This window comes from Micromonospora sp. D93, from assembly GCF_018070365.1.
In the GTDB taxonomy this organism is placed as follows: Bacteria; Actinomycetota; Actinomycetes; order Mycobacteriales; family Micromonosporaceae; genus Micromonospora; species Micromonospora ureilytica.
Genome location: NZ_JAGPXW010000015.1, coordinates 121490 through 146184 on the forward strand (window position 1 = coordinate 121490; position 24695 = coordinate 146184).

Sequence of the window (24695 nt, forward strand, 5' to 3'; positions counted from 1 at the left end):
CGGTGGCGGTTCGTCGGTTTGCGGGACGCGCCGATGAGTAGGCCGCACGCGGTGCAGCGAACGGACGGGTTGATGGTGTTGACCCACAGCGGCTGCGTCCCCGCGACCGGCGCTGGCCCCACCACCACCCTGGGCACCAGCTCGCCCGCCCGGCCGCACAGGCGTGCGGCTCGCCAAGGCTGGCTGTACGGCACACCCTGTACGGCAACGACCCAGCGGGGGTTCAGTACGAGCGCCAGCAGGTAGCACACGTGCGCCGGGCAGTCTGGCGGGGACGGTCAATTCTCGTCCAGGCTTTTGCGCAACTGGGCGGCGAGCGCGATTGTGTCCTCCTGTGGTTCGGCGTCGAGGTCGGCGAGGGCTCTGGTCAGGGCGCGCAGCAGGGTTCGGATGCCGTCGACGTCGCCGAGGGCGTGTCGGGCATGCATCGCCTTGACGTAGAGGGCCTCGTTATAGCGGTCGAGTCCGATGGCCTTGGTGAGTAGGTCGGATGCTGCCCGCGGGTTGCTGCCGAGCAGGTCGTCGGCCAGCAAGAGGTGGGCTTCGGTGCCCCAGCGGCGGATCGTCTCGCGGTGCGGCTGCAGCCACTCGTAGTCCTGGCCTTGCGCGAGGGGTGCGGTGTAGAGGTCGCAGGCGGCGGTGAGGAGTTCGCGGCGGCGCGGCTCGGTGGTGATGGTGGCGCTGCGCATCAGGTCGCGGAGGGCCCACACGTCGACGTCCACGGTCGCGGGGTCGAGCAGGTACCGTCCGGCTGATTTGATGAGGTACGCGTTCTTCGTCTCTGCGGTGCCAGCGCGGCCGAGGACGTGCCGCAAATTCGAGGCGTTGGTGTGTACGCGTTGGTCGGCTTGGCTGATGCGAGCGTCGGGCTCGAGGTATTCGCCGATGTCGCGGGTGGCGGCTCCGTCGGGGTGGACGGCGAGGTACACCGCCAGTTCCAGGGCTTTGGCTCGGAGCGGCCGACCTTCCGCGGTAATGCCTTCGATGCGCGGGGGGCCGAGCACGCGCAGCCGCGCCCGTGTCGGCACGGCGCCGGCGGCGGGCATTACGGCGGTCGGGGTAGCCGGGTCCGTAGCGGCTGGCGTGATCTCGATGCGGCTGGCATGTAGAGGCACGATCGTGACCGGTGCGTCGGGTCGGGTGATCGCTGGCGGTTCGCCGGTCTGCGCCTCGCGCAGCGTGGTCAGGATCTGGAGGGCGGCGGCCTGCTCGAGCACGGGCAGGCGCAGCGGCACGGGTTCGGCGGACTGCCCTGCGATGAGGCTGGTGTGTCCGTCCGGGGTGACTTCGACGATGGGGCCGTGGACCCATTCGCCGAGTAACAGCGCGGACACGTGCAGGCCCTCGCCCAGGGCGAGGGAGATCTTGGTGCGCAGGTGGGCACTGGCGGGTGGGGTCTCGGTGATGAAAAGGACGGGCGGTAGTGCTTCCTCGTCGGGCGCCGTCCGTCGCAGCTCGTCCAGGTCAGTCAGGGAGTGTTCGTCGAGAATGCGGCTGCGGTGCAGCAGTCGGGACTCGATCCGGGTGAGCACGTCGTTGATGCTGTCGGCCACTTGGAGGCGCGGCCATGGGCTGAGGATCACCGCGTCTGGGCCGAGCAGCGTGGTCAGGGTGCCGGCGTCGATGACGACCTCGCCGCGGGCGTCGGGGTGGTGCGGGCTGCCGGAGGCCAGCACGGCGACGAGGGCAGCGCGGGCGGCAGCGTGTGCGCCGTCTCCGACGATTCCGGTTCCGCCGCCCGGCAATAGCCCGAGGTCGGGTACGAGAGTGAGTGGAGGGTCGTCGTCGCGGCTCGCATCCGACGGCTCGGGGTTGCGGGCGGCCACGGCGCGGCGGACCTGGACCACGGTCGGGGGCAGCTCGGTGGGCGGATCATCGTCAGGCTCGGCGTTGTATCGACGGCGGCGTTGGAGCCAGAGCATCGCGGCGGCGGCGCTGATCGCGGCGGCGAGCGACCAGGGCAGCCAACCGGAGTCCGACAGATCAACACTTTGGTCGTCTGTGGCCGCCGTAGGAGTGTTTGTGGCGGGCGGCGACGTGGCGGGGTTGGGGATCCCCGACGACGGTGCTGGCGACGAAGCGGACCCGCTTGGGGCTGCGGACCGTGTGGTGATGGGCGCGGCGGCCGATTGCTGGGGCGCAGGTGGCGGCACCGTGGGATCGGGCGGGTCCGGTGCGACGCTCGGCGAGGCGGGTGGTTTCGCAGGCCGGCCCGACCGGGGGCTGGGGGGCCTTGCTGGTGTGGCGGCTTGTGGTGGGCGGGCGTCAGCAGGAAGGCGAAGCTCCCAACCGGGGTAGATGAGGTCGCAGTCACGCAGGACACCGCCGACAGGAAAGTGGCGGTGCTTGTTCAGGCGGCAGACCTCCGGCCACCGACCCGCGTCGCCGAGCCACTCCTTCGCGACCTTTGACAAGGTGTCGTGTCGCTCGACGGTGTAGAGGAAGCGCTGATTGGCGACGTGGATGATGGCGGGTCCACGGGCTGCGGCTTGCCGGGGAACTTCGGCACGCTCTGTTGCGGCGGCGGGCGTAGACGGCCGATCCCCGTGCACCGCCGCGTCGAGGGAGCCGGCGGGGGTGACGGCGAGCGCTGCGGTGCCGGCCAGACCGAACACGAGCCGGTGCAACGGGGCCGGCAACCTGAGTATGGGGATACGCCACCGGGTCACCGCCGCGAGGAGCTCGGCGAGCAGGAGCAGTGTGAACACGCCCCACAGCAGCCACATTGTCCAGAGAGCCGCGCTAATGAGGAAATCCGGGGTGAACCGCCCACTGGAGCGCGCGAACCAGTCGGGGATCTGCGACCAGGCCGGCAGCCGACGGAGAGGGTTTCCACCCGCGGCCCACAGCAGCACCGGAACGGCTACCAAGAAGAGTCCCGCGCCGATGACGCCGCGAACAGCCCCGCCGAGGGACGGTCGCGCACGCGGCCGTGAATCTGCTGGGATGCGGACGGTGGCGCGTGCACCGTACTCGGCGAGTTTGTCGTCTCTGCCTCGGTGCATCTGCTGCACCTGTCCCCCTGCCGTTGATCCCCGATCTTCTTCAAATACACGAGGGTGAGTGCCTTCGACTATCCCATCGGGAGAGATTCTCACCATCCGCGTACAACGAGTCACGTTCTGCGGATCACGGTTGACACCCGGATGCCTTCAGGGACGAGACTGCCCCTCATGCCAAGCGGGGGCACTGTCTTGTCGGTCGACTTAAATTCGTCGGCCATCGCCGCCACTGTCAGCCGGCAAGGCCTCAAGATCCCCATCCTCATCGACGGTCGCCTCGTCATGCCACCTGGCGTCGTTATCGGGCCCGCAGGGGAAATCTACGTCGGTCTCGACCCAATGGCCGCGACGTCCTTGCCGGTAGACCACCGGTTCGTCGATAACCCGACGGACCTCCTCGGCCGGCCCATCATCACCGCCGATACGACGCAACCCGACCCGGTGGATCTACTCGCCACCGTGCTGCGGCACGTCACCCATCACGCTGCCGTCCACGTCAACGGGCCGATCACCGCGCTCACCGTTACCGTTCCGCCGAGCTGGGGACCACGCCGCTGCGGACACGTCAGCGAGGCAGCAAACCGCGCCGGCTTTCCACCTCCCGCCCTGGTCAACGCACCCGCCGCCCTCGCCGCCTACGCCACAATCCTCGGCGTCACCGCGCCAGCAGGCTCCTGCGTGCTTATATGCCAGGCAGACCGCGAACCGGCCACCCTCACCGTCTTGCAAACCGCCGCCGACGGCTACCGCGAACTGGCGACACAGCAGATCAGCCTTGCCCATGACCTCGACCACCTCATCGCCCACCACGTCGTCCAGACGGCCACCACAGACTCCGACCCATTCCACACGATCATCACTGCGCCCAGTAGCGACCAGGCAGACGCCGGACGTGCCCTCCTGGAATCCGTCCGCACCGCCAGGCACCTACTCACGACCCAAGACCAAGCCCCGATCCTGCTGCCCGCGCCCCGCCAACCCGCCGTCATCACCCGTCACGACGTCACGGCCGCCGCACAGCCCCTCCTCGACCAGATCCCCGACGCAGTCGACGGACTCCTCGACGCGGCCGACATCGACAAAACGCACCTCGCTGACGTCGTCCTCAGACCAGCCCCCGGCGTACCCGCGCTGGCCGAAGCTCTCGCCGCGGCCACCGGCAAAACCCCCACACTCATCGACCACCCCCACGCCCTCGCCGAAGGCGCCCTCTCCCTCACCACCACGCACCAATCAAGCTCGGCAGCCGCCGCACGGCTACCCCGCGTGCGCCTACGCATCAGCGACCTCACCGGCGCCCTGCTCCTCGGTGCCTGTTCCCTGGTCTTGCTCCTGCAAGCCATCCTCAGCGCCTACATCACCACCTTCAGCACCTGGGTCGTCGGCGTCCGCACCTCCTTACCGCAACTCGGCACCGCCGGCGCACTCGTCATGCTCACCGCATTCGCCGTTGCGCACCTCGCACCCACCACCTTGCTCGCCGGGACACCCACCGCATCAACACCCGAACCCACCACAGGCAGCCTCATACGACGCGGATACCTCACCACCGCCGTCGGCGGCGCCATCACCGCAGCGCTCTACGGCCTCGCCACCGGCACCGCCGTCGAATACGACTACACCCCCTATCTCAAATGGACCCTCGGCGCCGCCCTACCGTTGGCCACTTGCGCCGCCCTCATCGCCGCCATCGCACCCCGCATCCCCGCCGACGCGCTACCCACGTGGCTCGCCATGACCCGCCCCGCCGTCACCCACGCGATCACCGCCACCGCCGGCATCTACCTCATGCGCGCCGCAATCACCCTCACCACACCCATCTCCACGAACGCCATCGCCCCCATCGCTGGCAGCATCGGCGCAGCCCTCGTCGGCATTGCCACCGCCCTCACCATCAGCCGCCGCCGTACGATCCGCGCCATCACCGCACCCGGTCTCGCCATCGGCTACGCCCTCGTCTTCACCGTTGACACCACCGGCGCCCTCATCGTTGGCTACCTCGCCGCCCTCACCTGGTGGGGCATCCGACTCACCGCACACACCCTGCGGCTCGCCTTCCCCCAGCCAGGAACAGCGCTGCGCCGCCTCGCCGACCGCACGGGCAGCTGAAGGACCGCGAAGCCCCTCGGGCCGCTACTACCGCATTTACAACGCCGATGACAACGACGCCCGTCACATCGACCATCCGCGCAGCGTCTCCGTCAGCCAGCAGCAGATCCTCGCCCAACTCGACCCATTACTCGTCCCTGCTTTCCTACCTAGCCGCGTCAAGGCAACCGAGCCAGCAGTCCACCAACGTCAACAAGCGACTAGAGAACGCCTGACACGCCCGCCGAGGAAGAGGCAGGCCGAAATGCCACACCTACATACAGCGATACGTATAGCAGCAAACGAGTGCCGGTTGAGCGAAGGCTCAGCCGGCACTCGCATTTTCGGAAGAAGTTCCAAAAATCGCCGAAGCCATCAACAGTCCTGGCCATCCCACTCGGTCACCACGATGGCCGACTGAACCCCGAGACCGAACACCTTCGAGTGACCCAAGCGCCACGAGACTTCGAGCCAGCCAGTCCTTTCAGCGCACCGGTCGGCAATCCGGCCAGCGCGCCGATCTCAGGACCTCCAACTCAGCCGTGCTGGCAGACACGCGAACGCCGTTGTGGAGCAACCCCACTGAGCAAACGCGGCCACCGCACCTCACCGAAAGGGCACAAACATGGGAACGTTCCAGAATTTCCGGATCCGCATTGGTGTCGAGCAGGCCAAGCGGACGCGCCCTACAACCTGCTCAACAAACTCCTACGCACCCCAGCCTCGCATGAGATCCCGCAATGCCAAACCCTCACTGACCGGAAAACCAGTGGGCGCCCACCAATCGCCGGCGTCAAGCATCGAGATTCAGAGCAAGCATTTCCGCCGAGACGAGCCGCAATGCCCGCAGCATGCTGCCGTAACAACAATCGACGAGAGGCTTGACACCATACGACCAAACCGGGTGGATAAACAGCCACAGTCGATAAGTCTCACGACCGCCTTTAGCAGTGATAGCGCCAAGGACCCCCGATACCAATCATGCTGGAATCCTGAAAGGACATCCGATCCATGCCCGCCCCACCCCCGCACCGCCGCCGGTTCCTCACCGCCCGGTGGCCGGCAGCCTGCCGGCCGCGTCACGCCGCGCCGACTGCCCGGCTCCACCAACATGTTGGGTCGCCGATGAACGTCTCAGCCGCCCCGGAATGGCGGCCAGACCCTCTCCTGAGCATCGACGACGTCGCCGCCTGGCTGGGCAAGCCCAAGAACACCCTCTACGCCTGGCACAGCCGAGGCAAGGGACCCCGCGCGATCCGCGTCGGCAACACCCTGCGGTACCGGCGCAGCGAAGTCGAACGCTGGCTCGACGACCACACCGACGCGGAGCGCTGACCCCATGGCCCGACCTGAACTACCCATCGGCACCTGGGGCAAGATCCGCACTCAGAAGCTGGGGCCCAATCGGTTCCGCGCCCGAGCGCGGTTTCGCGACTACGACGGCAAGACCCGCGACATCGAGGCCACCGGCACCACCGGCCCGGCCGCGGAACGGGCGTTGAAGGTCAAGCTACGTGACCGCACCACCCCCAACGACGACGAGATCACCCGGGAGACCCGCGTCAGCAGACTCGCCGACCTGTGGATCGAAGAGATCACCACCGAGGAGCGGATCGCAGCACAGACCATCCAGCGATACGAGACCAGCACTCGCAACGCGATCCTGCCCGCTCTGGGCAACCTCCGAATCAGAGAAGCCAGCGTCGGGCGCCTGGATCGGTTCCTGCGCGACATCGCCAAAGACCGTCCCTCGGCAGCCAAGGGCGCGAAAGTTGTCCTGAGCCAGATGTTCGCCCTGGCCGTTCGCCACGGCGCGATCCCCACCAACCCCGTCCGCGACACCGGCCGGCTCCGTAAACCCCGCCGCGCGGTCGTCGCCCTCACCGACGAGAATCTCCAGGCCGTCCGCACGGCTATCCGTGACTGGCAGCGACCGATCCCCGGCAAGCCCGGACCACGGCACAGCGGCGACCTGGCGGACGTCGTCGACCTGATGCTCGCCACCGGCGCCCGCATCGGCGAGATCCTTGCCCTGCGATGGGAGGACCTCGACCTCGCCGCCGAACGCCCCACCCTGACGATCTGCGGCACGCTCGTCTTCGTCAAAGGCCAGGGCTTCTTCCGCCAACCTTGGACCAAGAGCGACGCCGGCTGGCGAATGGTCGTGCTGCCCCGGTTCGCCGTCGGCATGATCATGGCCCGCAAGCTCGTTGCCGCCGACAACCCCCACGATGCGATCTTCGCCTCCCGACGCGGCACCTGGCTCTCGCCCAACAACGTCCGCCGCCAGTGGCGTGAGGCTCGCGCCGACACCGACCTCGCCTGGGTCACTCCCCACACCTTCCGCAAGACCGTCGCCACCCTCATCAAGGAAGAGACCGACACGAAAAGCGCCGCAGCACAGCTTGGACACTCCAGCGAGGAGGTCACCGCCACGTACTACATCGCCAAGCCCGCCCAAGCCCCGGACGTCTCGGACATCCTCGAGCGACTCGGCGCCGACCGCGGGCGACGTCCCACACGCGCATTGCCCAACGATGCGCAGGGATGACGAACCTGGTCGCCGACCCCGGTAAATGGGGGGTTTTCGGGGGGCGGTTCAAAACCCCATAGACAAACTTAAAGCCCTGACCAGCGTTTCCGCTGGTCAGGGCTTTTTCTCTGTCGGGACGGCCGGATTCGAACCGACGACCCCTTGACCCCCAGTCAAGTGCGCTACCAAGCTGCGCCACGTCCCGCCCCCGCGTGGTTTCCCCCGCGGCAGCCGGTACAGCTTAGCGCAGCAGCTCCGGGTCGTCCGCACAGGCCCCACCGGCGTCGCGACGCGACCGAACCACCCCACAAGGAGCCACCACACAGCCCCTAAAGCGTCCTAGGAGGGTGGGGTTGGGCAGGGAAATGCCGGATGGGCAGGATCGCCCATCCGGCATTCGCGGAGTACTGGAACGGCGTCAGCCGTGCGCCTTGCCTCGGCCGCCGGGGCCGAGTTTCTTGCGCGGACGGACCGAGATCTCGATGGGGCTGCCCTCGTACCCGAATTCCTCGCGGAGCTTGCGCTCGACGAAGCGCTGGTACCCGGCGTCCAGCGGGCCCGTGGTGAAGAGCACGAACCGTGGCGGCGCCACACCGGCCTGCGTCGCGAACAGGATTCGTGGCGCCCGTCCACCACGCACCGGGTGGGGGGTGGCCTGCACCAGCGCGGTCAGCCACTGGTTGAGGTGCGCGGTCGGCACACGGGTTTCCCAGCTGGCCAGCGCCTTGTTCAGGGCCGGGGCCAGCTTGTCCACGGCACGGCCGGTCATCGCGGACAGGTTCAGCCGGATCGCCCAGGGGATGCGGCGCAGCTCCCGGTCGATTTCCTTGTCCAGGTAGTACCGACGGTCGGCGTCGACCAGGTCCCACTTGTTGAACGCGATGACCAGCGCCCGGCCGGACTCGGTCACCATCGACAGGATCCGCTGGTCCTGCTCGCTGATGGGCTCGCTGGAGTCCAGCAGCACGACGGCCACCTCGGCGGCCTCGATCGCGCCGGCGGTACGCAGGCTGGCGTAGTACTCGGTGCCGCTGGCCTTGCCGACCCGCTTGCGCAGCCCGGCCGTGTCGACCAGTTGCCAGGTCTGGCCGCCGATCTCGACCAGGCTGTCCACCGGGTCCACTGTGGTGCCGGCCACCGAGTCGACGACCGCCCGCTCCTCGCCGGAGAACCGGTTGAGCAGGCTGGACTTGCCGACGTTCGGCCGCCCGACCAGTGCCACCCGGCGCGGTCCACGCGGACGGTTCTCCACGATCGCCGGTGCCTCCGGCAGCGCGGCGAGGATGGCGTCCAGCAGGTCGCCGGAGCCGCGTCCGTGCAGCGCGGACACCGGGAACGGCTCACCGAGGCCGAGCGACCACAGCGAGGTGGCCTCCATCTCGATGGAGGTGTTGTCGGCCTTGTTCGCGATCAGGATCACCGGCTTGGCGCTGCGCCGCAGCATCTTCACCGCGGCCTCGTCCACGTCGGTGGAGCCCACCATCGCGTCGACCACGAAGAGCACCACGTCGGCGGTGACGACAGCCGTCTCGGCCTGCGCCGCGATGGCCGCGGCACGGTCCTTCGCGTCCGGTTCCCAGCCGCCGGTGTCCACCACGGTGAACGCCCGGCCGTTCCACTGCGCGTCGTACGGGACCCGGTCGCGGGTCACGCCGGGGACGTCCTCGACGACCGCCTGCCGGCGGCCGATGATCCGGTTGACAAGCGTCGACTTGCCCACGTTGGGGCGGCCGACGACGGCCACCACCGGCTGCGGGCCGCTCGGTTCCTCGAAGATAACGGCGGGCTCCCGCAGCTCGACCCACCCACCACCATCGCTACTCATGCCACACCCCGCTCGGTGAGCAGGTCACGCAGCCGCGCCACGACCTCGTCGATGCCCAGCTCGGTGGTGTCCAGCACCACCGCGTCGGGCGCCTGGGCCAGCGGGTTCACCTTGCGGGTCGAGTCGAGACGGTCCCGCCGCGCCAGGTCGGCGGCCGTGGCCGCCACGTCGGCGGAGTCCTCGGCGCTGCGCCGGGCGGCACGGGCCGCCTCGGAGGCGGTCAGGAAGACCTTCAGGTCAGCGTCCGGCGCGACGACCGAGCCGATGTCGCGACCCTCGACCACCATCCGACGAGCGTTGGCGATCATCTCGCGTTGCCGGGTGACGAGCAGCTCACGAACAGCCGGCACGGCGGCGACGGCGGAAACCGCGCCGGTCACCTCCGGGCCCCGGATATCCGCGTCCACGCCCACGCCGTCGACGGTCACGGCGTACCCCTGCGGGTGGGTGCCGATGTGAAGCTTGACCTCGCTGGCGACCTTCGCCACCGACGCGGCGTCGGCGAGGTCCACGCCGGAGCGCAGCACGGCAAACGTGATCGCCCGGTACATCGCCCCGGTGTCCAGGTAGCGCGCACCGACAGCGACGGCGAGCCGCCGCGACACGGTGGACTTACCCGAACCGGACGGCCCATCCACAGCGACCACACATCGCCCGGCCCGTACGTTTTCCTCCACCGTGTCCTCCTCAGCCCGTACCTCACGGATCGCCCGGTGATCTGGCGCCGCAAGCGGTTTGTCAATCGTCATCAATCATGCCCGGGTCCTCTGGCGAACCCGCGCGCGACGCCGCCGGAGGCGACCCACGCCACCCCGGCGGCCGCGTCCCGGCCGTTGCGGAGCCTACCGGCAGCCGTACCCCGAACTCGGGGGTCAGTCACCCACCGCGTTGAACAGGGCGGCGACCTCGGCGTTGGTCAACCGCCGGATCCGCCCGGTCCGCAGTTCACCCAGCCGGATAGGCCCGATCGAGGTACGCACCAGCCGGGTGACCGGGTGACCGACCTCCTCCATCAGCCGCCGGACGATGTGCTTGCGGCCCTCGTGCAGGCTCAGCTCCACCTGGGCGGATTTACCCAGAGTGTCCACTACCTTGAACGAGTCGACAGTGACCGGCCTGTCCTCCAGCTCGACGCCGGCCAACAGCCGCTTGCTCAGGTTGCGCGGAATCGGCCCGACCACCTCGGCCAGGTAGGTCTTCAGCACCTGGTACGACGGGTGCATGAGCTTGTGCGCGAGGGTGCCGTCGTTGGTGAGCAGCAGCAGCCCCTCGCTGTCCGCGTCGAGCCGCCCGACGTGGTAGACCCGCTGCTCCAGCCGGGCACCGATGAAGTCGGCCAGCTCGTTGCGGCCCTTGTCGTCCGCCATGGAGGTAACCACCCCACGCGGCTTGTTCATCGCCACGTAGACCAGGCGAATGTCGACCTGGAGGCGCTCCCCGTCGACGTGGATCACGGAGATCGCCGGGTCGACCTTGTCGCCGAGCTTGGCGACCCGCCCGTCCACGGTCACCCGGCGGCGGAAGATCAGATCCTCACAGGCGCGCCGGGAACCCACGCCGGCGGCGGCGAGCACCTTCTGCAGGCGCTCAGCCCCCTCGTAGACGGGCGCGTCGGCTTTGGGGGAACGGTTATCGGGTCGCATCAGCAAGCTCTTCTACGTCGTCGGGCAGGAAGGGTGCGAGGGGCGGCAGCTCGTCGACGGTGTTCAGCCCGAGCTTCTCCAGGAACAACGTGGTGGTCCGGTAGAGGAACGCCCCGCTGTCCGTTTCGGTGCCACACTCCTCGATGAGGCCACGGGTGACCAGCGTACGGATGACCCCGTCGCAGTTCACACCCCGGATGGCTGAGATTCGCGAACGGGTCACCGGCTGCTTGTACGCAACCACGGCGAGCGTCTCCAGCGCCGCCTGGGTCAGCCGCACGGACTGCCCGTCCAACACGAACCGCTCAACGTACGTAGCGTATTCCGGCCGGGTGTACAGCCGCCACCCGCCGGCCGCCCGGCGCAGCTCGAACCCGTGCCCGGCCGCTGTGTAACCGGCGGCGATCTCGTCGAGCATCGGCCCGACCCGCTCGGCGGGCTGCTCCAGCACCTGGGCCAACACCAGCTCGCTGACCGGCTCGTCGACCACCAGCAGGATCGCCTCCAACGCCCCTCGCAGCTCGGCGTCGGACAGCTCGGGCGCGGGCTCCGGCGCGACAGTCGCCCGCCGCCGCCCCGCCAACTGCCGCCGGGGTACGTCCCCAGCGGTCGCGTCCGGCTCCCCCACGTGACCCGGCTCCCCCACCGTCGAGCCCGTCCCCGTCCCAGACTCCGACTCCGAGCCCGACGCGTTCGCGTCCGGCTCGGCGGAGATCTTGGAAGGTTCCGGCCCCTGGATGGGCACTTCCCCTCCAAGATCTTCCTGATCCGACGGTGGAGCGATGGCCGAGACCGTCGACGGGGTCGACTCGGCCCGCGGGACGTCGGTGTTCTCGGGGGTGTCCTCGGCGGCGGGCGGGCGGGGACGGTCCCACGGGGGGACCCAGGCGGCCGCCTGGTCGGCCAGCGAGTCCCGGCGTTCCTCGTCACTCATCCCGCGCACCCTCCGTCGTCCCCGCCCCGTCCGGCCCGCCGGCCTCCAACACCGACTCAGGCCCAGGCTCCACCGGCGCAGGCCCAAGCTCCACCGACTCAGGCCCAGGCTCGGGCGGTTCCGGGTCGGGCGGGGTGCCGGCGTACTCGTCGACGTGCAGCTCGGTGTCGCCGTCGGTCGGGCCGGTCCAGCGCACGGTCAGCTCCTCCAGGGCCCGCTCCTGCACGAAGGACACCAGGCCCTCGCGGTACAGCTCCAGCAGCGCGAGGAACCGGGCCACCACCTCAAGGGTGGCCTCGCAGTCGGCGCAGAGCAGCGAGAACGTGGCCGTCCCGGCCCGGCGCAGCCGGGCGGCGAGGATCGCCGCGTGTTCTCGGACACTGACCCGGACCATGTGGATGTGGGCGATGGAGACCTCCGGCACCGGCTTCGGGGTCATCGCCTTCACGGCCAGCCTCAGCAACCGCTGGGGGCCGATGCCGAGCACCAGGTCGGGCAGCGCCTCGGCGTAACGGGCCTCCAGGCTCACCGCGCGCGGATACCGTCGGCCGCCGACGGCCTCCAGCTCGGCGATGTGCGCCGCCGCCTCCTTGTACGCCTTGTACTGCAACAGCCGGGCGAAGAGCAGGTCCCGTGCCTCCAGCAGGGCGAGGTCCGCCTCGTCCTCGACCTCGGCGGAGGGCAGCAGCCGGGCCGCCTTCAGGTCGAGCAGGGTCGCGGCGATGAGCAGGAACTCGCTGGCCTCGTCCAGGTCCCAGTCGTCGCCCATCGCCCGGATGTAGGCGATGAACTCGTCGGTGACCGTGTGCAGGGCCACCTCGGTGACGTCGAGTTTGTGCTTGCCGATCAGTTGCAGCAGCAGGTCGAACGGGCCGGTGAAGTTGGCGAGCCGGACCGTGAACCCGACGGGCTGCACACCGTCGACCACGGCCGGAGCGGCGGTCTCGGGCGGGTCGAGGGGTGGCGCGGTCACCGGACGACCGTAGTCCACGAGGCGGGCACCGGGCGTTCCGGCTACCGCTCCGACTGGGCGGCGATCACCTCGCGGGCCAGCTGACGGTAGTTACGTGCCCCGGAGGAGGCGGGGTCCATCGTGGTGATGGGTGCACCGGCCACGGTGGACTCGGGGAACTTGACCGTCTTCGTGATGACCGTCTGGTAGACCTTGTCGCCGAACGCCTCCACCACCCGCTGGAGGACCTGGCGGCAGTGTGTGGTGCGGCTGTCGTACATGGTGGCGAGGATGCCTTCGAGCTCCAGGTCGAAGTTGAGCCGCTCACGCACCTTGTCGATGGTGTCCAGCAGCAGTGCCACACCGCGCAGGCTGAAGAACTCGCACTCCAGCGGAATGAGCACACCGTGCGCGACGGTCAGCGCGTTGATCGCCAGCAGGCCGAGCGACGGCTGGCAGTCGATCAGGATGTAGTCGTACTCCTTGCGGACCGTGCGCAGGACCCGGGCCAGGGCCATTTCCCGGGCGACCTCGTTGACGAGCTGGATCTCGGCGGCGGAGAGGTCGATGTTGGCCGGCAGCAGGTGCAGCCCCGCGACGTCGGTCTTGATGACGACGTCCTCGGCGAGGATGTCGTCCTGCATGAGCAGGTTGTAGATGGACAGGTCGAGGTTGTGCGGGTTGACGCCCAGCCCCACCGAGAGCGCGCCCTGTGGGTCGAAGTCGACGAGCAGCACCTTGCGGCCGTACTCGGCGAGGGCGGCACCCAGGTTGATGGTGGTCGTGGTCTTGCCGACGCCACCCTTCTGGTTGGCCATCGCGATGATGCGCGCGGGGCCGTGCCGGTCGGTGGGCATCGGCTCGGGAATGGGCTTGCGCATCGTGTAGGCAGCCGGGTCCGCGGGACCGAGGTCCGCGCCGAGCGTGGCCTGCTGCTCGCGGAGCTCCGACGTCCAGGTCTCGGCACGGTCACCGTTGCCAGCCATGTGCTCGTTGCCCCCTCCCGACGACCCCACCCGGCGTCGGAGCCGTCCGACGTCCTTCGCGGCGCCGCTGCGCACCCCGGTCGTGTCGCCCCAGGAGGTCCGCGCCGATGCCGACTGTACGCCACCGACCAGCAGGGGGTTCGGCACCGGCCCGGCGTGTCGGCGCCGACCGCGACCCGTTCAGCCCCGGGCGCGCGGATGCGCGGTGGCGTACACCTCGCGCAACCGCTCCACGGTGACCAACGTGTAGACCTGGGTGGTGGTCACCGACGCGTGGCCGAGCAGTTCCTGGACCACCCGAACGTCGGCGCCGCCGTCGAGCAGGTGGGTGGCGTACGAGTGGCGCAGGGTGTGCGGGGAGACGGCGGCGGGCCCGTGCACGGGGAGCCCGGCCCGGTCGGCGGCGTGCCGCAGGATGCCCCAGGCGCCCTGGCGGGACAGGGCGCCGCCGCGGGCGTTGAGGAACACCGCCGGGGTGCCCCGGCCGGCGGCGGCCAGCCCGGGACGGGCCCGGACCAGGTAGGCGCGGACCGCGTCGACGGCGTACCCGCCGATCGGCACCAGCCGCACCCGGCCGCCCTTGCCGCGCAGCACCACAGTGCCCTCGTCGGTGTCGAGGTCGTCCACGGCGGCGCCGACCGCTTCGGAGATGCGCGCGCCGGTGCCGTACAGGAACTCCAGCAACGCCCGGTCGCGCAGCGCGAGGGGCGCGTCGTCGCCGGTCGCGGTGATCGTGCCGGCGGTTTCCAGCAGCCGGATCACGTCCTCGACAGGTAGCGCCCGGGGCAGCCGCCGGGGCGGCGTGGGCGGGCGGACGTCGCGGCTCGGATCGGCGCCGGCCAGGCCCTCGCGCAGCGCGAAGCGGTGCAGGCCGCGGACCGCGCTGGCCGCGCGGGCGGCGGAGGAGACGGCGAGGGGCGGGTGCGCGTCGTCGCCGGCGCGCAGCCGCGCCAGGTGCGACTCGACGAGGCCGTCGCCGACCGACGCGAGGTCGGCGACGCCGGCGTCGGCCAGGGTCGCGAGATAACGGTCCAGATCCCGACGGTACGAGGCGAGCGTGTTCGCGGAAAGGCCACGTTCGACGGTCAGGTGGTCGAGGTAGCCGCGAACGGCACGGCGCAGCGCCGGCGTGGGTGGTGTGCCCACGCCGGCGGAGTCCGTGCCGCCGGTCAGCCCGCCACCGTTCAGGCCAGCGCGTCGGCCAGCGGGAGCACGTCCATGCCGTGCGCCTCGGCGACCGGGCCGTAGGTGACCTGACCGGCGTGGGTGTTGAGGCCCAGCGCCAGTGCCGGGTCGTGGCGCAGCGCCTCGCGCCAGCCCTGGTTGGCCAGCTCCAGGGCGTACGGCAGGGTGACGTTGGTCAGCGCGTACGTGCTGGTGTTCGGCACCGCGCCGGGCATGTTCGCGACGCAGTAGAAGATCGACTCGTGCACCTTGTAGACCGGGTCGGCGTGCGTGGTGGGACGCGAGTCCTCGAAGCAGCCGCCCTGGTCGATGGCGATGTCGACGAGCACGCTGCCCGGCTTCATCCGGGAGACCAGCTCGTTGGAGATCAGCGTCGGGGCCTTCGTGCCGGGCACCAGCACCGCGCCGATGACCAGGTCGGCGTCGAGCACGGCCCGCTCGACCTCGTACGCGTTCGACGCGACGGTCTGCAGGTGGCCCCGGTAGATCGCGTCGGCCTGCCGCAGCCGGGCGACGTTCTTGTCCAGCAGCAGCACCTCGGACTGCAGTCCCAGCGCGATCGCGGCGGCGTTCATGCCGGAGACGCCGGCGCCGATGACCACGGTCTTGGCCGCGTACACGCCGGAGACACCGCCGGGCAGCACGCCGCGCCCACCGCCGGTGCGCATCATGTAGAAGGCGCCCATCTGCGGGGCGAGCCGGCCGGCCACCTCGGACATCGGGGCGAGCAGCGGCAGCGACCGGTCGGGCAGCTCGACGGTCTCGTACGCGATGCCGGTGACCCGGCGGTCGATCAGCGCGTCGGTGCACTCCTTGGAGGCGGCCAGGTGCAGGTAGGTGAAGAGCACCTGCCCCTCGCGCATCCGGTGGTACTCCTCGGCGATCGGCTCCTTGACCTTGAGCACCAGCTCGGCGGTCTCCCACACCTCGTCGGCGGTGGCGAGGATCGTCGCGCCGGCGGCGGCGAACTCCTCGTCGGTGATGCTGGAGCCAACCCCGGCGCCGGACTCGACGAAGACCTGGTGGCCGCTGCGGGTGAACTCGTTGACACCCGCTGGCGTGATCGCCACGCGGTACTCGTGGTTCTTGACCTCGCGTGGGATTCCGACCTTCACGATGCAGACACCTCTCTTCGGGGCTGCTCTCCCCCGACTGCTCGGTGCCACGACGGCCCCTTTGCCGCCGCGGTACACCGGTCCCGCGGCGGCAGTCTAGGCGCGCCCAGCGCCGCCGCGAGCCAGCACAGTGGCATCCGGTGCCCGGGTGTCCTGACGAAGTGTCAGGGCGCCGCCGGCATCCGGCGGCCGAGTGTCACCTCAGCCGACAGGACAGTGTTTCACCATTATCGTCCCATCTGCCGGACGGCGGTGCGGACAGCCGACGAGTGGATCACTAGTGTGTCCGCCCATGACCACTCCTCCTTACCAGCCCGGTTACCCCCAGCCGGGGTACCCCCAGGGCGTTTCCGACAAGAGCAAGCTCGTCGCGGGCGTCCTCGGCATCCTGCTGGGCACCTTCGGCGCCGGCCGGTTCTACACCGGCCACACCAAGATCGCCGTTCTCCAGCTCGTCGTGAGCCTGGTGACCTGCGGCTTCGGCTCTCTCTGGGGCCTCATCGACGGCATCCTCATCCTGGTCAACGGCGGCACGGACGCGCAGGGCCGCCCGCTGCGCGACTCCTAGACCAGAGGACGAGAGGGGCCCCGCGGCTGACCGCGGGGCCCCTCTTCGCGTACTCCCCTCGCCGGCTGGACCGGCGGCGACGCTCAGCGCCGCAGCGGTGCGTCCGCCCGGCGCAGAGACGTGAAGCCGGTGTCCCGGGCACGGGCCGCGGCCAGCAGCCCGGCCACCGCGGACGCGTTGGTGATCTCACCGGCCAGGACCATGGCGACCGCCTCGTCCAGGTCGATCCGGACGACCTGGAGGTCGGCCTCCTCGTCGTGGCGCTCGTGCCGCTCGTCGGCCGGCACGTCACCGAGATCCCGGGCCAGGAACACCCGGACGATCTCGTTGGTGAAACCCGGCGAACTGTGCAGGTCGACAAGCACGTCGACCCGCCCGGCCGTGAGGTCGGCCTCCTCGGCCAGCTCCCGCAACGCCGCCGCCGGCAACTCCTCGCCGGAGACGTCCATCAGACCGGCCGGCAGCTCCCACAGGTGCCGCCCGACCGGGTGCCGGTACTGCCGGATCAGCACCACCTGACCGGCGTCGTCGAGCGCCACCACGGCCACCGCCCCGACGTGCCGGACGAGGTCACGCAGCCCGGTCCCACCGCCCGGCATGGTCACCTCCTCGGTGACCACGTCGAAGATCCGCCCCCGGTACCGCTCCTGTCGGGAACGCACCTCGTACCGGTGCTCAAGCTCGCTCACGAGGAGGACGACGCCTTCGTCGCGGCACCGTTGCGGGCGGCCTTGCGCGTCGTCGGGGCCTCCGCCGCCGCGTCCAGGTCGACCGGCAGCTGGTCGGCCTGCGAGTACGCCACCACCGCCTTGACGAACGAGGCGAACAGCGGGTGCGGGCGGGTCGGGCGGCTCTTCAACTCGGGGTGCGCCTGGGTGGCCACGAAGAACGGGTGCAGGCTGCGGTCCAGTTCGATGAACTCGACCAGCCGGCCGTCCGGCGAGGTGCCGGAGATGTGCAGGCCCGCCTTGGTCAGCGCGTCCCGGTAGGCGTTGTTCACCTCGTACCGGTGTCGGTGCCGCTCGCTGATCTCGGTGCTGCCGTACGCCTCGGCGACGATCGAGCCCTCGGTCAACGTCGCCGGGTACGCGCCCAGCCGCATGGTGCCGCCCAGGTCGCCCCGGCCGGCGACGATGTCCTCCTGGTCGGCCATCGTGGCGATGACCGGGTGGGCCGCCTGCTCGTCGAACTCCAACGAGTTGGCGCCGTCCAGGTCGGCCAGGTGCCGGGCCACCTCGATGGTCATGCACTGCAGGCCGAGGCAGAGGCCGAGCAGCGGGATGCCTGCCTCGCGGGCGTACCGGGCGGTGCCGATCTTGCCCTCGATGCCGCGGACGCCGAACCCGCCGGGGATGAGGACGCCGTCCACGCCGGCCAACGCCGCGGCGGCGCCGGCCGGGGTGACGCACTCGTCGCTGGGTACCCAGCGCAGCTGCACCCGGGCCCGGTGGCCGAAGCCCGCCGCCCGGATCGCCTCACTCACCGACAGGTACGCGTCGGGCAGGTCGACGTACTTGCCGACCACCGCGACGGTGACCGTGTGCCGGGGCCGGTGCACCCGCTCCAGCAGGTCGTCCCAGCTGGCCCAGTCCACGTCCCGGAAGGAGAGGTTGAGCCGGCGCACCACGTACGCGTCGAGCCCCTCCCGGTGCAGCACCTTCGGGATGTCGTAGATGCTCGGGGCGTCCGGGGCGGCGACGACCGCCTCGGCGTCCACGTCGCAGTAGAGCGACAGCTTCTCCTTGAGCTTCACCGGGATCTCCCGGTCACAGCGGAGCACGATCGCGTCCGGCTGGATACCGATGCTGCGCAGCTGCGCCACCGAGTGCTGGGTCGGCTTGGTCTTCAGCTCACCCGAGGGCGCCAGGTACGGCACCAGCGAGACGTGCAGGTAGAAGCAGTTGTCGCGGCCCAGGTCGTGGCGGACCTGGCGGATCGCCTCGAGGAACGGCAGCGACTCGATGTCGCCGACAGTGCCACCGACCTCGGTGATCACCACGTCGGGGAGTTGGCCGTCCTCGTCCGGGTCGGCCATCGCCAGGATCCGCGACTTGATCTCGTTGGTGATGTGCGGGATGACCTGGACGGTGTCGCCCAGGTATTCCCCCCGGCGCTCCTTGGCGATCACGTCGGAGTAGATCTGGCCGGTGGTGACGTTCGCCTTGCCGGACAGCGCCCGGTCGAGGAACCGCTCGTAGTGCCCGACGTCGAGGTCGGTCTCGGCGCCGTCCTCGGTGACGAAGACCTCACCGTGCTGGAACGGGTTCATCGTCCCCGGGTCGACGTTCAGGTAGGGGTCGAGCTTCTGCATCACCACGCGCAGCCCGCGCGCGGTCAGCAGGTTGCCGAGGCTGGAGGCGGTGAGGCCCTTACCCAGCGAGGAGGCGACGCCCCCGGTGACGAAAATGTGCCTGGTCGTCCGTGCTGATGGGGCCAAGGCCTGCTCCCGTGTCGTCTGTCGCGGTCATGCAGACCGCCGTGCTTGATCAGCAAAGTGATCACGCGATCCACGGGATTCGACGGTAACACCTCCCGGGCGGGTACCCGCAGGCCGCACCCCGGCTGCGACACCTCCGGGCCATCCGGGCGAGGCCCGGCGCTCAGGACGCGGCAACCTCCGTCGATGACCGGGAGACCTGCCGGGGCGGCACGGGCACCGTCGGCGCGGCGTCCGGCGTCGACCCGCTCGCGGTCGGGTCGGCCGGTTCGTCGGCGTCCCCGCGGCGGTCGCCCGGAGTGTCCGACGCCGGTTGCGTGACAGTCGCCGGCGCGCTCGCGAGTGGGCCGCTGATCGGACGGGGGTGCACGGCGCCCAGTGGCCCACCGCCGCCGGTCGGTCCGTCACCCCCACCGACCGGGACGACCCCGCCCGAGCCGGAGTCGTCGTCGGCGCCGTTGGCGCGGGAGCGGCCCGGTGCCGGGCGGGTCCGGTCCGCGGCGTGCCCGAGCACCCGCAGCGACGCCAGGGCGGCCATCGGCACCACCAGGGCCGCGGCAGCGCCCATCAGGTCCAGTGCCGCGCCGTCGAGCACACCACCGAGCACCGCGGCGACCACCGTGCCGGCCAGCGCGGCCCGGACCGCCGGGTAGATGCCGAACAGCCGCATCAGCCCACCCCACGGCTGCAACAGCGCGAACCACACCAACAACCCGCCGGTCAACGCCAGCACGGTCAACGGGCTGTTGACCAACGTCTCGAAGTTCTCCGTGCTGGACCGGTGCACGGCGAACCCGCCGGTGCCGTCGCCGAGCGCGGAGAGGAACCGGCCCAGACTGCCCCGCTCCGCCGCAGGACGCCGCAGGTCCACCACGGCGAACCCGATACCGACCGCCAGCGCGGCCATGGCGGCCCAGGCCAGCCGGCTGATCGTCAGCCAGCCGCCGGCGCTGATCACGGCGGCGACGCTCACCCCGGCGGTGAGCGCGATCGCGCCGACCGGGTCGGCACCCAGGTACGGGCTGCCGACCACCACCACGGCGAGGCCACCCACCGCCACCATCACCGCCGGCCGCCAGCCCCGGTGCACCCGTTGGGCGAACCAGCCGCCGGTGACCAACGCGCCGGCGAGGAACACTCCCAGCCCCACCGTGCTCAGCCCGGAATACCGGCCGCCCTGCAACGCGGAGTAGCCGACCACGCTGTTGAGCTGGAGACGGGACCCGGTGAGCACGTCCAGCCCGACCACGAGCGTGGTGAGACCGGCCACCGCGCCGACCGGCCCGAGGGTGTTCGCGTACCCGGGCGCGAATCGCACCGCCGCGGTGCCGGCCGCCACCAACAGCGCGGTCACCCCGGCGAAGATCCACCCGGGGTGCTCGCTCCGCCACCAGGGCACCGCGTCGGCCAGCAGCGCCGCCGGCACTGTCAACGCCGCGGCGACCAGCAGCAGCTCCACCACCGCCACGATCCGCCCGGAGACGGGCGTCGGGCCGGCCGGGCCGGCGTGCGGACGTGCCCGGCGCAGCAGCGGCAGTATCGCGACCGCCAGCAGCACCTGCACCCCGGCGAGCAACGCGAAGAACACACCGGAGACCGAGTGCTGGGCGGCCGCCTCCCGGTCGGCGTTCGCCGGCGCGTCGATGGCCTCGGTCAGGTCGGCCGGACGACCGCCGACGCTGAGCGCCGGACGGCCGAGGAAGAGCCGTTCCGGCATCGGCCGGCCCAGCGCGGCGAGGGCGGTCGGCGCGAGGTCGACAAGTTGCAGGTACCCGTCCCGGCCGGTGCTGGCCGAGGTGAGCCACCCCCGCTCCCAGCCCGGCCCGTCGGCGACCGCCACGTGCAGCCGTGACGACTGGGTGGTGTCGGAGATCCCCGCGACCAGCACCAACGACCGTGGGGGTCGCGCCGCCAGCACCCGGGCCAGCTCGGCGTCCGCCGCGCGGGCCTCCTCGGCGCGGGTCGCCGGGTCGGCCCCACCGACCGTGCCGAGGTCGACTATGCTCAGCACACACGAGCCGAGCAGCGGCCGCGGGTCGGCCGGCAGCGCCGAGGCGTACCTGTCGACGCGGCCGAACGGTCGGGCGGCGGCCACCGCCGCGCCCGGGCCCACGGCGACGGAGCACCGCACCGACTCCGACAACGAGCCGGGCATGGCGCCCCAGGGCAGCCGCTGCTGGTTGTACTGGACCACGCTCTCCTGGTCGGGCAGGTTCGCGCCGATGCCGTCCGGTTGTTCCACGGTCACCGCCGCCGCCGGGCAACCGTCGGCCGCCCGGCTGCCGTTCCACGCGGCGAAGCTGCCCGCGCCCAGGGTCAACCAGCCGTCCACCGGGCAGGTGGGCCGGTGCGCGGAGCGCACCGACAGTGAGCCGATCGACCCGTCCTGGGCCATCCGCCACAGCGTCGGGGTGCTCTGCGGATCCACGTCCTCCCAGCGCAGCCCGGCGATCCCGGCGAGCACCACGAAGTCGGCGGTGCGTTGCGGGGCGCCCTGGGGTGGGCGGGCGGCGAGCGCGGTGACGCCCAGCGCCACCACGAGCACTGTCAGCAGGGCGGGGGCGATTCGGCGCAGCATCACCGGTGTCCCGTTCTCGGGGCGTCGGAGCCCGGGGCGGTCGCCGGACCGCCGGGGTTCCCGGTCAGCTCGGCGTAGAGGGCGACGAGCGTGGCGACGGTGTCCTCCTCGGTCGGCCACGTCGCCGCCCGTTCGGCGCCCCGCCGGCCCAACTCCGCTCGCGCGGCCGGGTCGTCCAGCAACCCGCGTACGGCAGCGTCGACCGCGTCCACGTCACCGGCGGGGACCAGCGTGGCGGCGTCGCCGACCAGGTCCGGGAGCCCGCCGACAGCGGTGGCCACCAGCGGCACGCCGGCGCGCAGCGCCTCCTGGGCGAAGAGCTGCCGCGCCTCCCAGTCGCTGGTCACCACCGCCAGGTCGGCGCCGGCGAGCAGGTCGGCCACGTCGGTGCGGTGCCCCAGCAGGGTCACCGGCGCGCGGGCGGCGGAGGTCCGTGCGGCGAGCGGCAGATAGGCCGGCCCGCTGCCCGCGATCACCACGACCGGCGGCGGGGTACGTGTACGCCAGCGGGCCGCCGCGTCGATCAGCACGTCGTAGCGTTTCTGCGGGTGCAGCCGACCGACCGAGACGATCAGCGGCTGGTCCGGGCGGACGCCGAACTCGGCGCGTACCGCCGCCGGGCGTCGACGCGGCGCGGGCAACGTCGGCGCGGCGACCGGGGCGAGCCGGGCGTCGGTGGCGCCCACCTCGGCGGCCCGTCGCACCAGGTCCGCGGAAGCGCCGAGCGCCACCCGGACGCCCCGGGCCACCACCCGTTCGACGAGCCGGGACACCCCGCCCCGCAGTCCCCCCGCGAGCACCGCGTTGTGCCAGGTGACGACGAGCGGGGCGGTCGGACGGGCCAGCACGGCGACCAACCCGGCCCGCAGGCCGTGCGCGTGCACCACGTCGACCCCGGCCGCGGTGAGCGCCCGACGCAGCGTGAGGACCGCGCGGGCGTCGGCCGGAGTCGGGCTGGCCGGGATCTCCACCGGCTCGAACCGCGCGCCGACACCTGTGAAGTCGAACTGTTCCTGGGTGGCGGCGGGCCCGCAGACCAGGACGGTGGCGCCGCCCGCGACGAGGCCACGGGCCAGCGAGCGGACGTGCTGGCCGACGCCACCGGTGCTGGACGCGAGCACCAACGCGACGGTGCCCGACCACCCGGTGGGCAGAGCTGGCTCAGTCATCGCGTCGCCGTCTCCTTCCCGTCGCCCCGCTGCGCGGAGCCCGCGTCCGGCGGCGCACCGCCGGACGGCCCCCGCCGGCCCAGGCGCCGCAGCACCCCGGCGAGCAGTGGCTGTACGTCCCGCCGGTCGACGAACCAGACCACGGCGAGGAACACCACCCCAACCAGAACCCCGGACAGCATGCCCTGACCGAGCGCCGCCGCCGTCGTCGGGGTGCCGCCGTCCGACTGGTCGAGCCAACGGGTGAGGCCGAACCCGGCGAGCCCGGCGAGCACACCGGCGAGGCCACCGGACGCCCCGGCCCGGGCCGCGCCGGCCAGGGCGGAACGGCCGGCGCCGCGCCGCACCGCCAGGAGCAGCAGCGCGCCGAGCACCAGCATCCCCACCGAGTTGGCCGACGTCACCGCGAGCACCCGGTCGGCGGTGGGGAGCAGCACCGTCAACGGCAGCGCCACGGCTGGAACGACAAGCCAGCCGATGGTGATCGCCAGCGTCGCCGACCGGGTGTCGCCGCGCGCGTACAGCGCGCGGGACAGGACCGCGAACAGGCCGTAGCCGAGCAGACCTGGGGCGAACCCGCTGATGGCCGCGGCGGTGGACGCCGGATTGTCGGGGTAGAAGAGGGCGGCGATCGGCTGCGCGGTACCGATCAACGCCGCGACGCCGAGGCAGCTGAAGAGCAGCACGCCCCGCACCGTGCCGGAGAGGGTCCGTCGATAACCGTCCTCGTCACCGGCGGCGCTCGCGGTAGCGAGGGTGGGATAGGACGCCACCGCCAGCGGCACGGCGAGGACCGCCCACGGCAGCAGGTAGATCGCCTGGGCCAGGTTGAACACCTGCGGGGAGCCGGTGGGGCCGCCGGAGACCCGTTTCAGCACCACCAGGAGCGCGACCTGCTGTGCGGCCACCGTGACCGCGCCGGCCGTGGCGAGCCCGCCGATCCGCGCCCGGGCGTCAGGGGTGAAGGCGTACCCGAACCGGGGTCGTACCCGCAGCCGCCGCAGCGGGATCAGCAGCGAGAGCGACAGCACGACCACGCCCAGCGTGGTGCCGCCGGAGAGGAGCAGCTCGCCGCTGCGGCCGACCTGGGCCACGGACACGCCCCGCCCCTGGGCTGCCCCGAAGGCCACGTAGACGACGACCACGGTGAGGCTGGACAGCAGCGGCGCGATGACCGGCCAGGCGAAGCGTCGGTGTGCCTGGAGGACGCCGGTGAGCACGATGCCGATCCCGTAGAGCGGCAACTGCGGAGCGAACACGCGCAGCATCCGGGCCCCGGCGGCGAGTTCCGCCGGCGATCGCCCCTCGCTGATCAGCGAGATGATCGGGTCGGCGAACAGGACGACGAGCACGGCGAGGGGCACCAGCAGGCTCACCGTCCAGGTGAGCAGGGCGCCGGTGGTCGCCGCGACCGTCCGCCGGTCCTCCGCCGCGACCGCCCCGGCCAGCAGTGGCACGACCAGGCTGGCCAACGCCCCGCCCGCGACGATCTCGAAGACGATGTTCGGCACCGTGTTGGCGATGACGTACATGCCGCCCAGGTCGCTCTGCTCGACCACCCAGGTGAACACGGCGGTGCGGCCGAAGCCGGCGAGTCGGCTGGCCACGGTGAGGACGGCGATGAGCGCGGCTGCCCCGGCCAGCCGGCCGGCGCCGGCGAGGGGTGCCGGTCTCGTCACG

General features: G+C 71.3%; 18 protein-coding genes and 1 tRNA gene. 4 read left to right on the forward strand and 15 right to left on the reverse strand.

Translation table 11 applies throughout. The features are described 5' to 3' along the window. Positions 1-278 precede the first annotated feature (278 nt). Positions 279-1826: a hypothetical protein gene (locus tag KBX71_RS33820; protein WP_247683700.1), complete on the reverse strand. Its 1548-nt coding sequence runs from the start codon at positions 1824-1826 to the stop codon at positions 279-281. Between the two features lie 1347 nt (positions 1827-3173). Here KBX71_RS33820 and KBX71_RS18705 point away from each other — a divergent pair. From KBX71_RS18705 to KBX71_RS18715, 3 genes are all read left to right on the forward strand, one after another. Then, a complete protein-coding gene (locus KBX71_RS18705) occupies positions 3174-5111 on the forward strand; it encodes an Hsp70 family protein (protein ID WP_210819288.1) in 1938 nt (645 codons plus the stop codon). 1104 nt (positions 5112-6215) lie between these two features. Beyond that, positions 6216-6425, forward strand: a complete 210-nt coding sequence (locus tag KBX71_RS18710) for an AlpA family transcriptional regulator (protein WP_112584515.1) — start codon at positions 6216-6218, stop codon at positions 6423-6425. Positions 6426-6429: 4 nt separating this feature from the next. Then, entirely contained in the window at positions 6430-7641 is a 1212-nt protein-coding gene (locus tag KBX71_RS18715; protein ID WP_210819289.1) for a site-specific integrase, read from the forward strand. Between the two features lie 113 nt (positions 7642-7754). Here KBX71_RS18715 and KBX71_RS18720 read toward each other — a convergent pair. The 9 genes from KBX71_RS18720 to ald form a co-directional block, all read right to left on the reverse strand. Further along, a tRNA-Pro gene (locus KBX71_RS18720) sits at positions 7755-7828 on the reverse strand. 213 nt (positions 7829-8041) lie between these two features. Next, positions 8042-9448 carry a ribosome biogenesis GTPase Der gene (der, locus tag KBX71_RS18725; protein WP_247683701.1) on the reverse strand — a complete coding sequence of 469 codons (1407 nt, stop codon included), beginning with the start codon at positions 9446-9448 and terminating at the stop codon, positions 8042-8044. Further along, positions 9445-10125, reverse strand: a complete 681-nt coding sequence (cmk, locus tag KBX71_RS18730; RefSeq protein ID WP_210819290.1) for a (d)CMP kinase — start codon at positions 10123-10125, stop codon at positions 9445-9447. The genes der and cmk overlap by 4 nt, the downstream gene beginning before the upstream one ends. 195 nt (positions 10126-10320) lie before the next feature. Beyond that, positions 10321-11091 (reverse strand): pseudouridine synthase, encoded by a 771-nt coding sequence (locus tag KBX71_RS18735; RefSeq protein ID WP_210819291.1) that lies wholly within the window; start codon positions 11089-11091, stop codon positions 10321-10323. After that, positions 11078-12025: an SMC-Scp complex subunit ScpB gene (gene scpB / locus KBX71_RS18740; RefSeq protein WP_210819292.1), complete on the reverse strand. Its 948-nt coding sequence runs from the start codon at positions 12023-12025 to the stop codon at positions 11078-11080. Before scpB ends, KBX71_RS18735 begins: the two co-directional genes overlap by 14 nt. After that, positions 12018-12998, reverse strand: a complete 981-nt coding sequence (locus KBX71_RS18745) for a ScpA family protein (protein ID WP_374102615.1) — start codon at positions 12996-12998, stop codon at positions 12018-12020. The genes scpB and KBX71_RS18745 overlap by 8 nt, the downstream gene beginning before the upstream one ends. A gap of 41 nt (positions 12999-13039) precedes the next feature. Continuing rightward, positions 13040-13963, reverse strand: a complete 924-nt coding sequence (locus tag KBX71_RS18750; RefSeq protein ID WP_124817891.1) for a ParA family protein — start codon at positions 13961-13963, stop codon at positions 13040-13042. Between the two features lie 180 nt (positions 13964-14143). Next, the gene (locus tag KBX71_RS18755) at positions 14144-15109 is read right to left on the reverse strand and encodes a site-specific tyrosine recombinase XerD (RefSeq protein ID WP_210819294.1); all 966 of its coding nucleotides are present in this window, start codon (positions 15107-15109) and stop codon (positions 14144-14146) included. A gap of 38 nt (positions 15110-15147) precedes the next feature. Continuing rightward, a complete protein-coding gene (ald, locus tag KBX71_RS18760; protein ID WP_210819295.1) occupies positions 15148-16263 on the reverse strand; it encodes an alanine dehydrogenase in 1116 nt (371 codons plus the stop codon). Between the two features lie 292 nt (positions 16264-16555). On the opposite strand from ald, the gene KBX71_RS18765 reads away from it, so the two are divergent. Then, positions 16556-16831 carry a TM2 domain-containing protein gene (locus tag KBX71_RS18765; RefSeq protein WP_210819296.1) on the forward strand — a complete coding sequence of 92 codons (276 nt, stop codon included), beginning with the start codon at positions 16556-16558 and terminating at the stop codon, positions 16829-16831. Positions 16832-16914: 83 nt separating this feature from the next. Here the strand turns inward: KBX71_RS18765 and KBX71_RS18770 are convergent, their stop codons facing one another. The 5 genes from KBX71_RS18770 to murJ form a co-directional block, all read right to left on the reverse strand. Beyond that, on the reverse strand, positions 16915-17520 hold the full coding sequence (locus KBX71_RS18770) for an NUDIX hydrolase (protein ID WP_210819297.1): 606 nt from the start codon (positions 17518-17520) through the stop codon (positions 16915-16917). Continuing rightward, entirely contained in the window at positions 17517-19268 is a 1752-nt protein-coding gene (locus tag KBX71_RS18775; protein WP_210819298.1) for a CTP synthase, read from the reverse strand. The genes KBX71_RS18770 and KBX71_RS18775 overlap by 4 nt, the downstream gene beginning before the upstream one ends. A gap of 163 nt (positions 19269-19431) precedes the next feature. Then, the gene (locus tag KBX71_RS18780; RefSeq protein ID WP_247683702.1) at positions 19432-21846 is read right to left on the reverse strand and encodes a hypothetical protein; all 2415 of its coding nucleotides are present in this window, start codon (positions 21844-21846) and stop codon (positions 19432-19434) included. Then, entirely contained in the window at positions 21846-23015 is a 1170-nt protein-coding gene (locus KBX71_RS18785) for a glycosyltransferase family 4 protein (protein WP_210819299.1), read from the reverse strand. Before KBX71_RS18785 ends, KBX71_RS18780 begins: the two co-directional genes overlap by 1 nt. Beyond that, positions 23012-24694, reverse strand: coding sequence for a murein biosynthesis integral membrane protein MurJ (gene murJ, locus KBX71_RS18790; RefSeq protein ID WP_210819300.1), 1683 nt, complete (start codon positions 24692-24694; stop codon positions 23012-23014). Before murJ ends, KBX71_RS18785 begins: the two co-directional genes overlap by 4 nt. Position 24695: the final 1 nt, after the last annotated feature.

What these genes read in the sequence shown, in the direction of transcription:
- KBX71_RS18705 (WP_210819288.1), top strand. Translation starts at nt 3,174, where the DNA reads ATGCCAAGCGGGGGCACTGTCTTGTCGGTCGACTTAAATTCGTCGGCC.
- KBX71_RS18710 (WP_112584515.1), top strand. Translation starts at nt 6,216, where the DNA reads ATGAACGTCTCAGCCGCCCCGGAATGGCGGCCAGACCCTCTCCTGAGC.
- KBX71_RS18715 (WP_210819289.1), top strand. Translation starts at nt 6,430, where the DNA reads ATGGCCCGACCTGAACTACCCATCGGCACCTGGGGCAAGATCCGCACT.
- der (WP_247683701.1), bottom strand. Translation starts at nt 9,448, where the DNA reads ATGAGTAGCGATGGTGGTGGGTGGGTCGAGCTGCGGGAGCCCGCCGTT.
- KBX71_RS18735 (WP_210819291.1), bottom strand. Translation starts at nt 11,091, where the DNA reads ATGCGACCCGATAACCGTTCCCCCAAAGCCGACGCGCCCGTCTACGAG.
- scpB (WP_210819292.1), bottom strand. Translation starts at nt 12,025, where the DNA reads ATGAGTGACGAGGAACGCCGGGACTCGCTGGCCGACCAGGCGGCCGCC.
- KBX71_RS18750 (WP_124817891.1), bottom strand. Translation starts at nt 13,963, where the DNA reads ATGGCTGGCAACGGTGACCGTGCCGAGACCTGGACGTCGGAGCTCCGC.
- KBX71_RS18765 (WP_210819296.1), top strand. Translation starts at nt 16,556, where the DNA reads ATGACCACTCCTCCTTACCAGCCCGGTTACCCCCAGCCGGGGTACCCC.
- KBX71_RS18780 (WP_247683702.1), bottom strand. Translation starts at nt 21,846, where the DNA reads ATGCTGCGCCGAATCGCCCCCGCCCTGCTGACAGTGCTCGTGGTGGCG.
- KBX71_RS18785 (WP_210819299.1), bottom strand. Translation starts at nt 23,015, where the DNA reads ATGACTGAGCCAGCTCTGCCCACCGGGTGGTCGGGCACCGTCGCGTTG.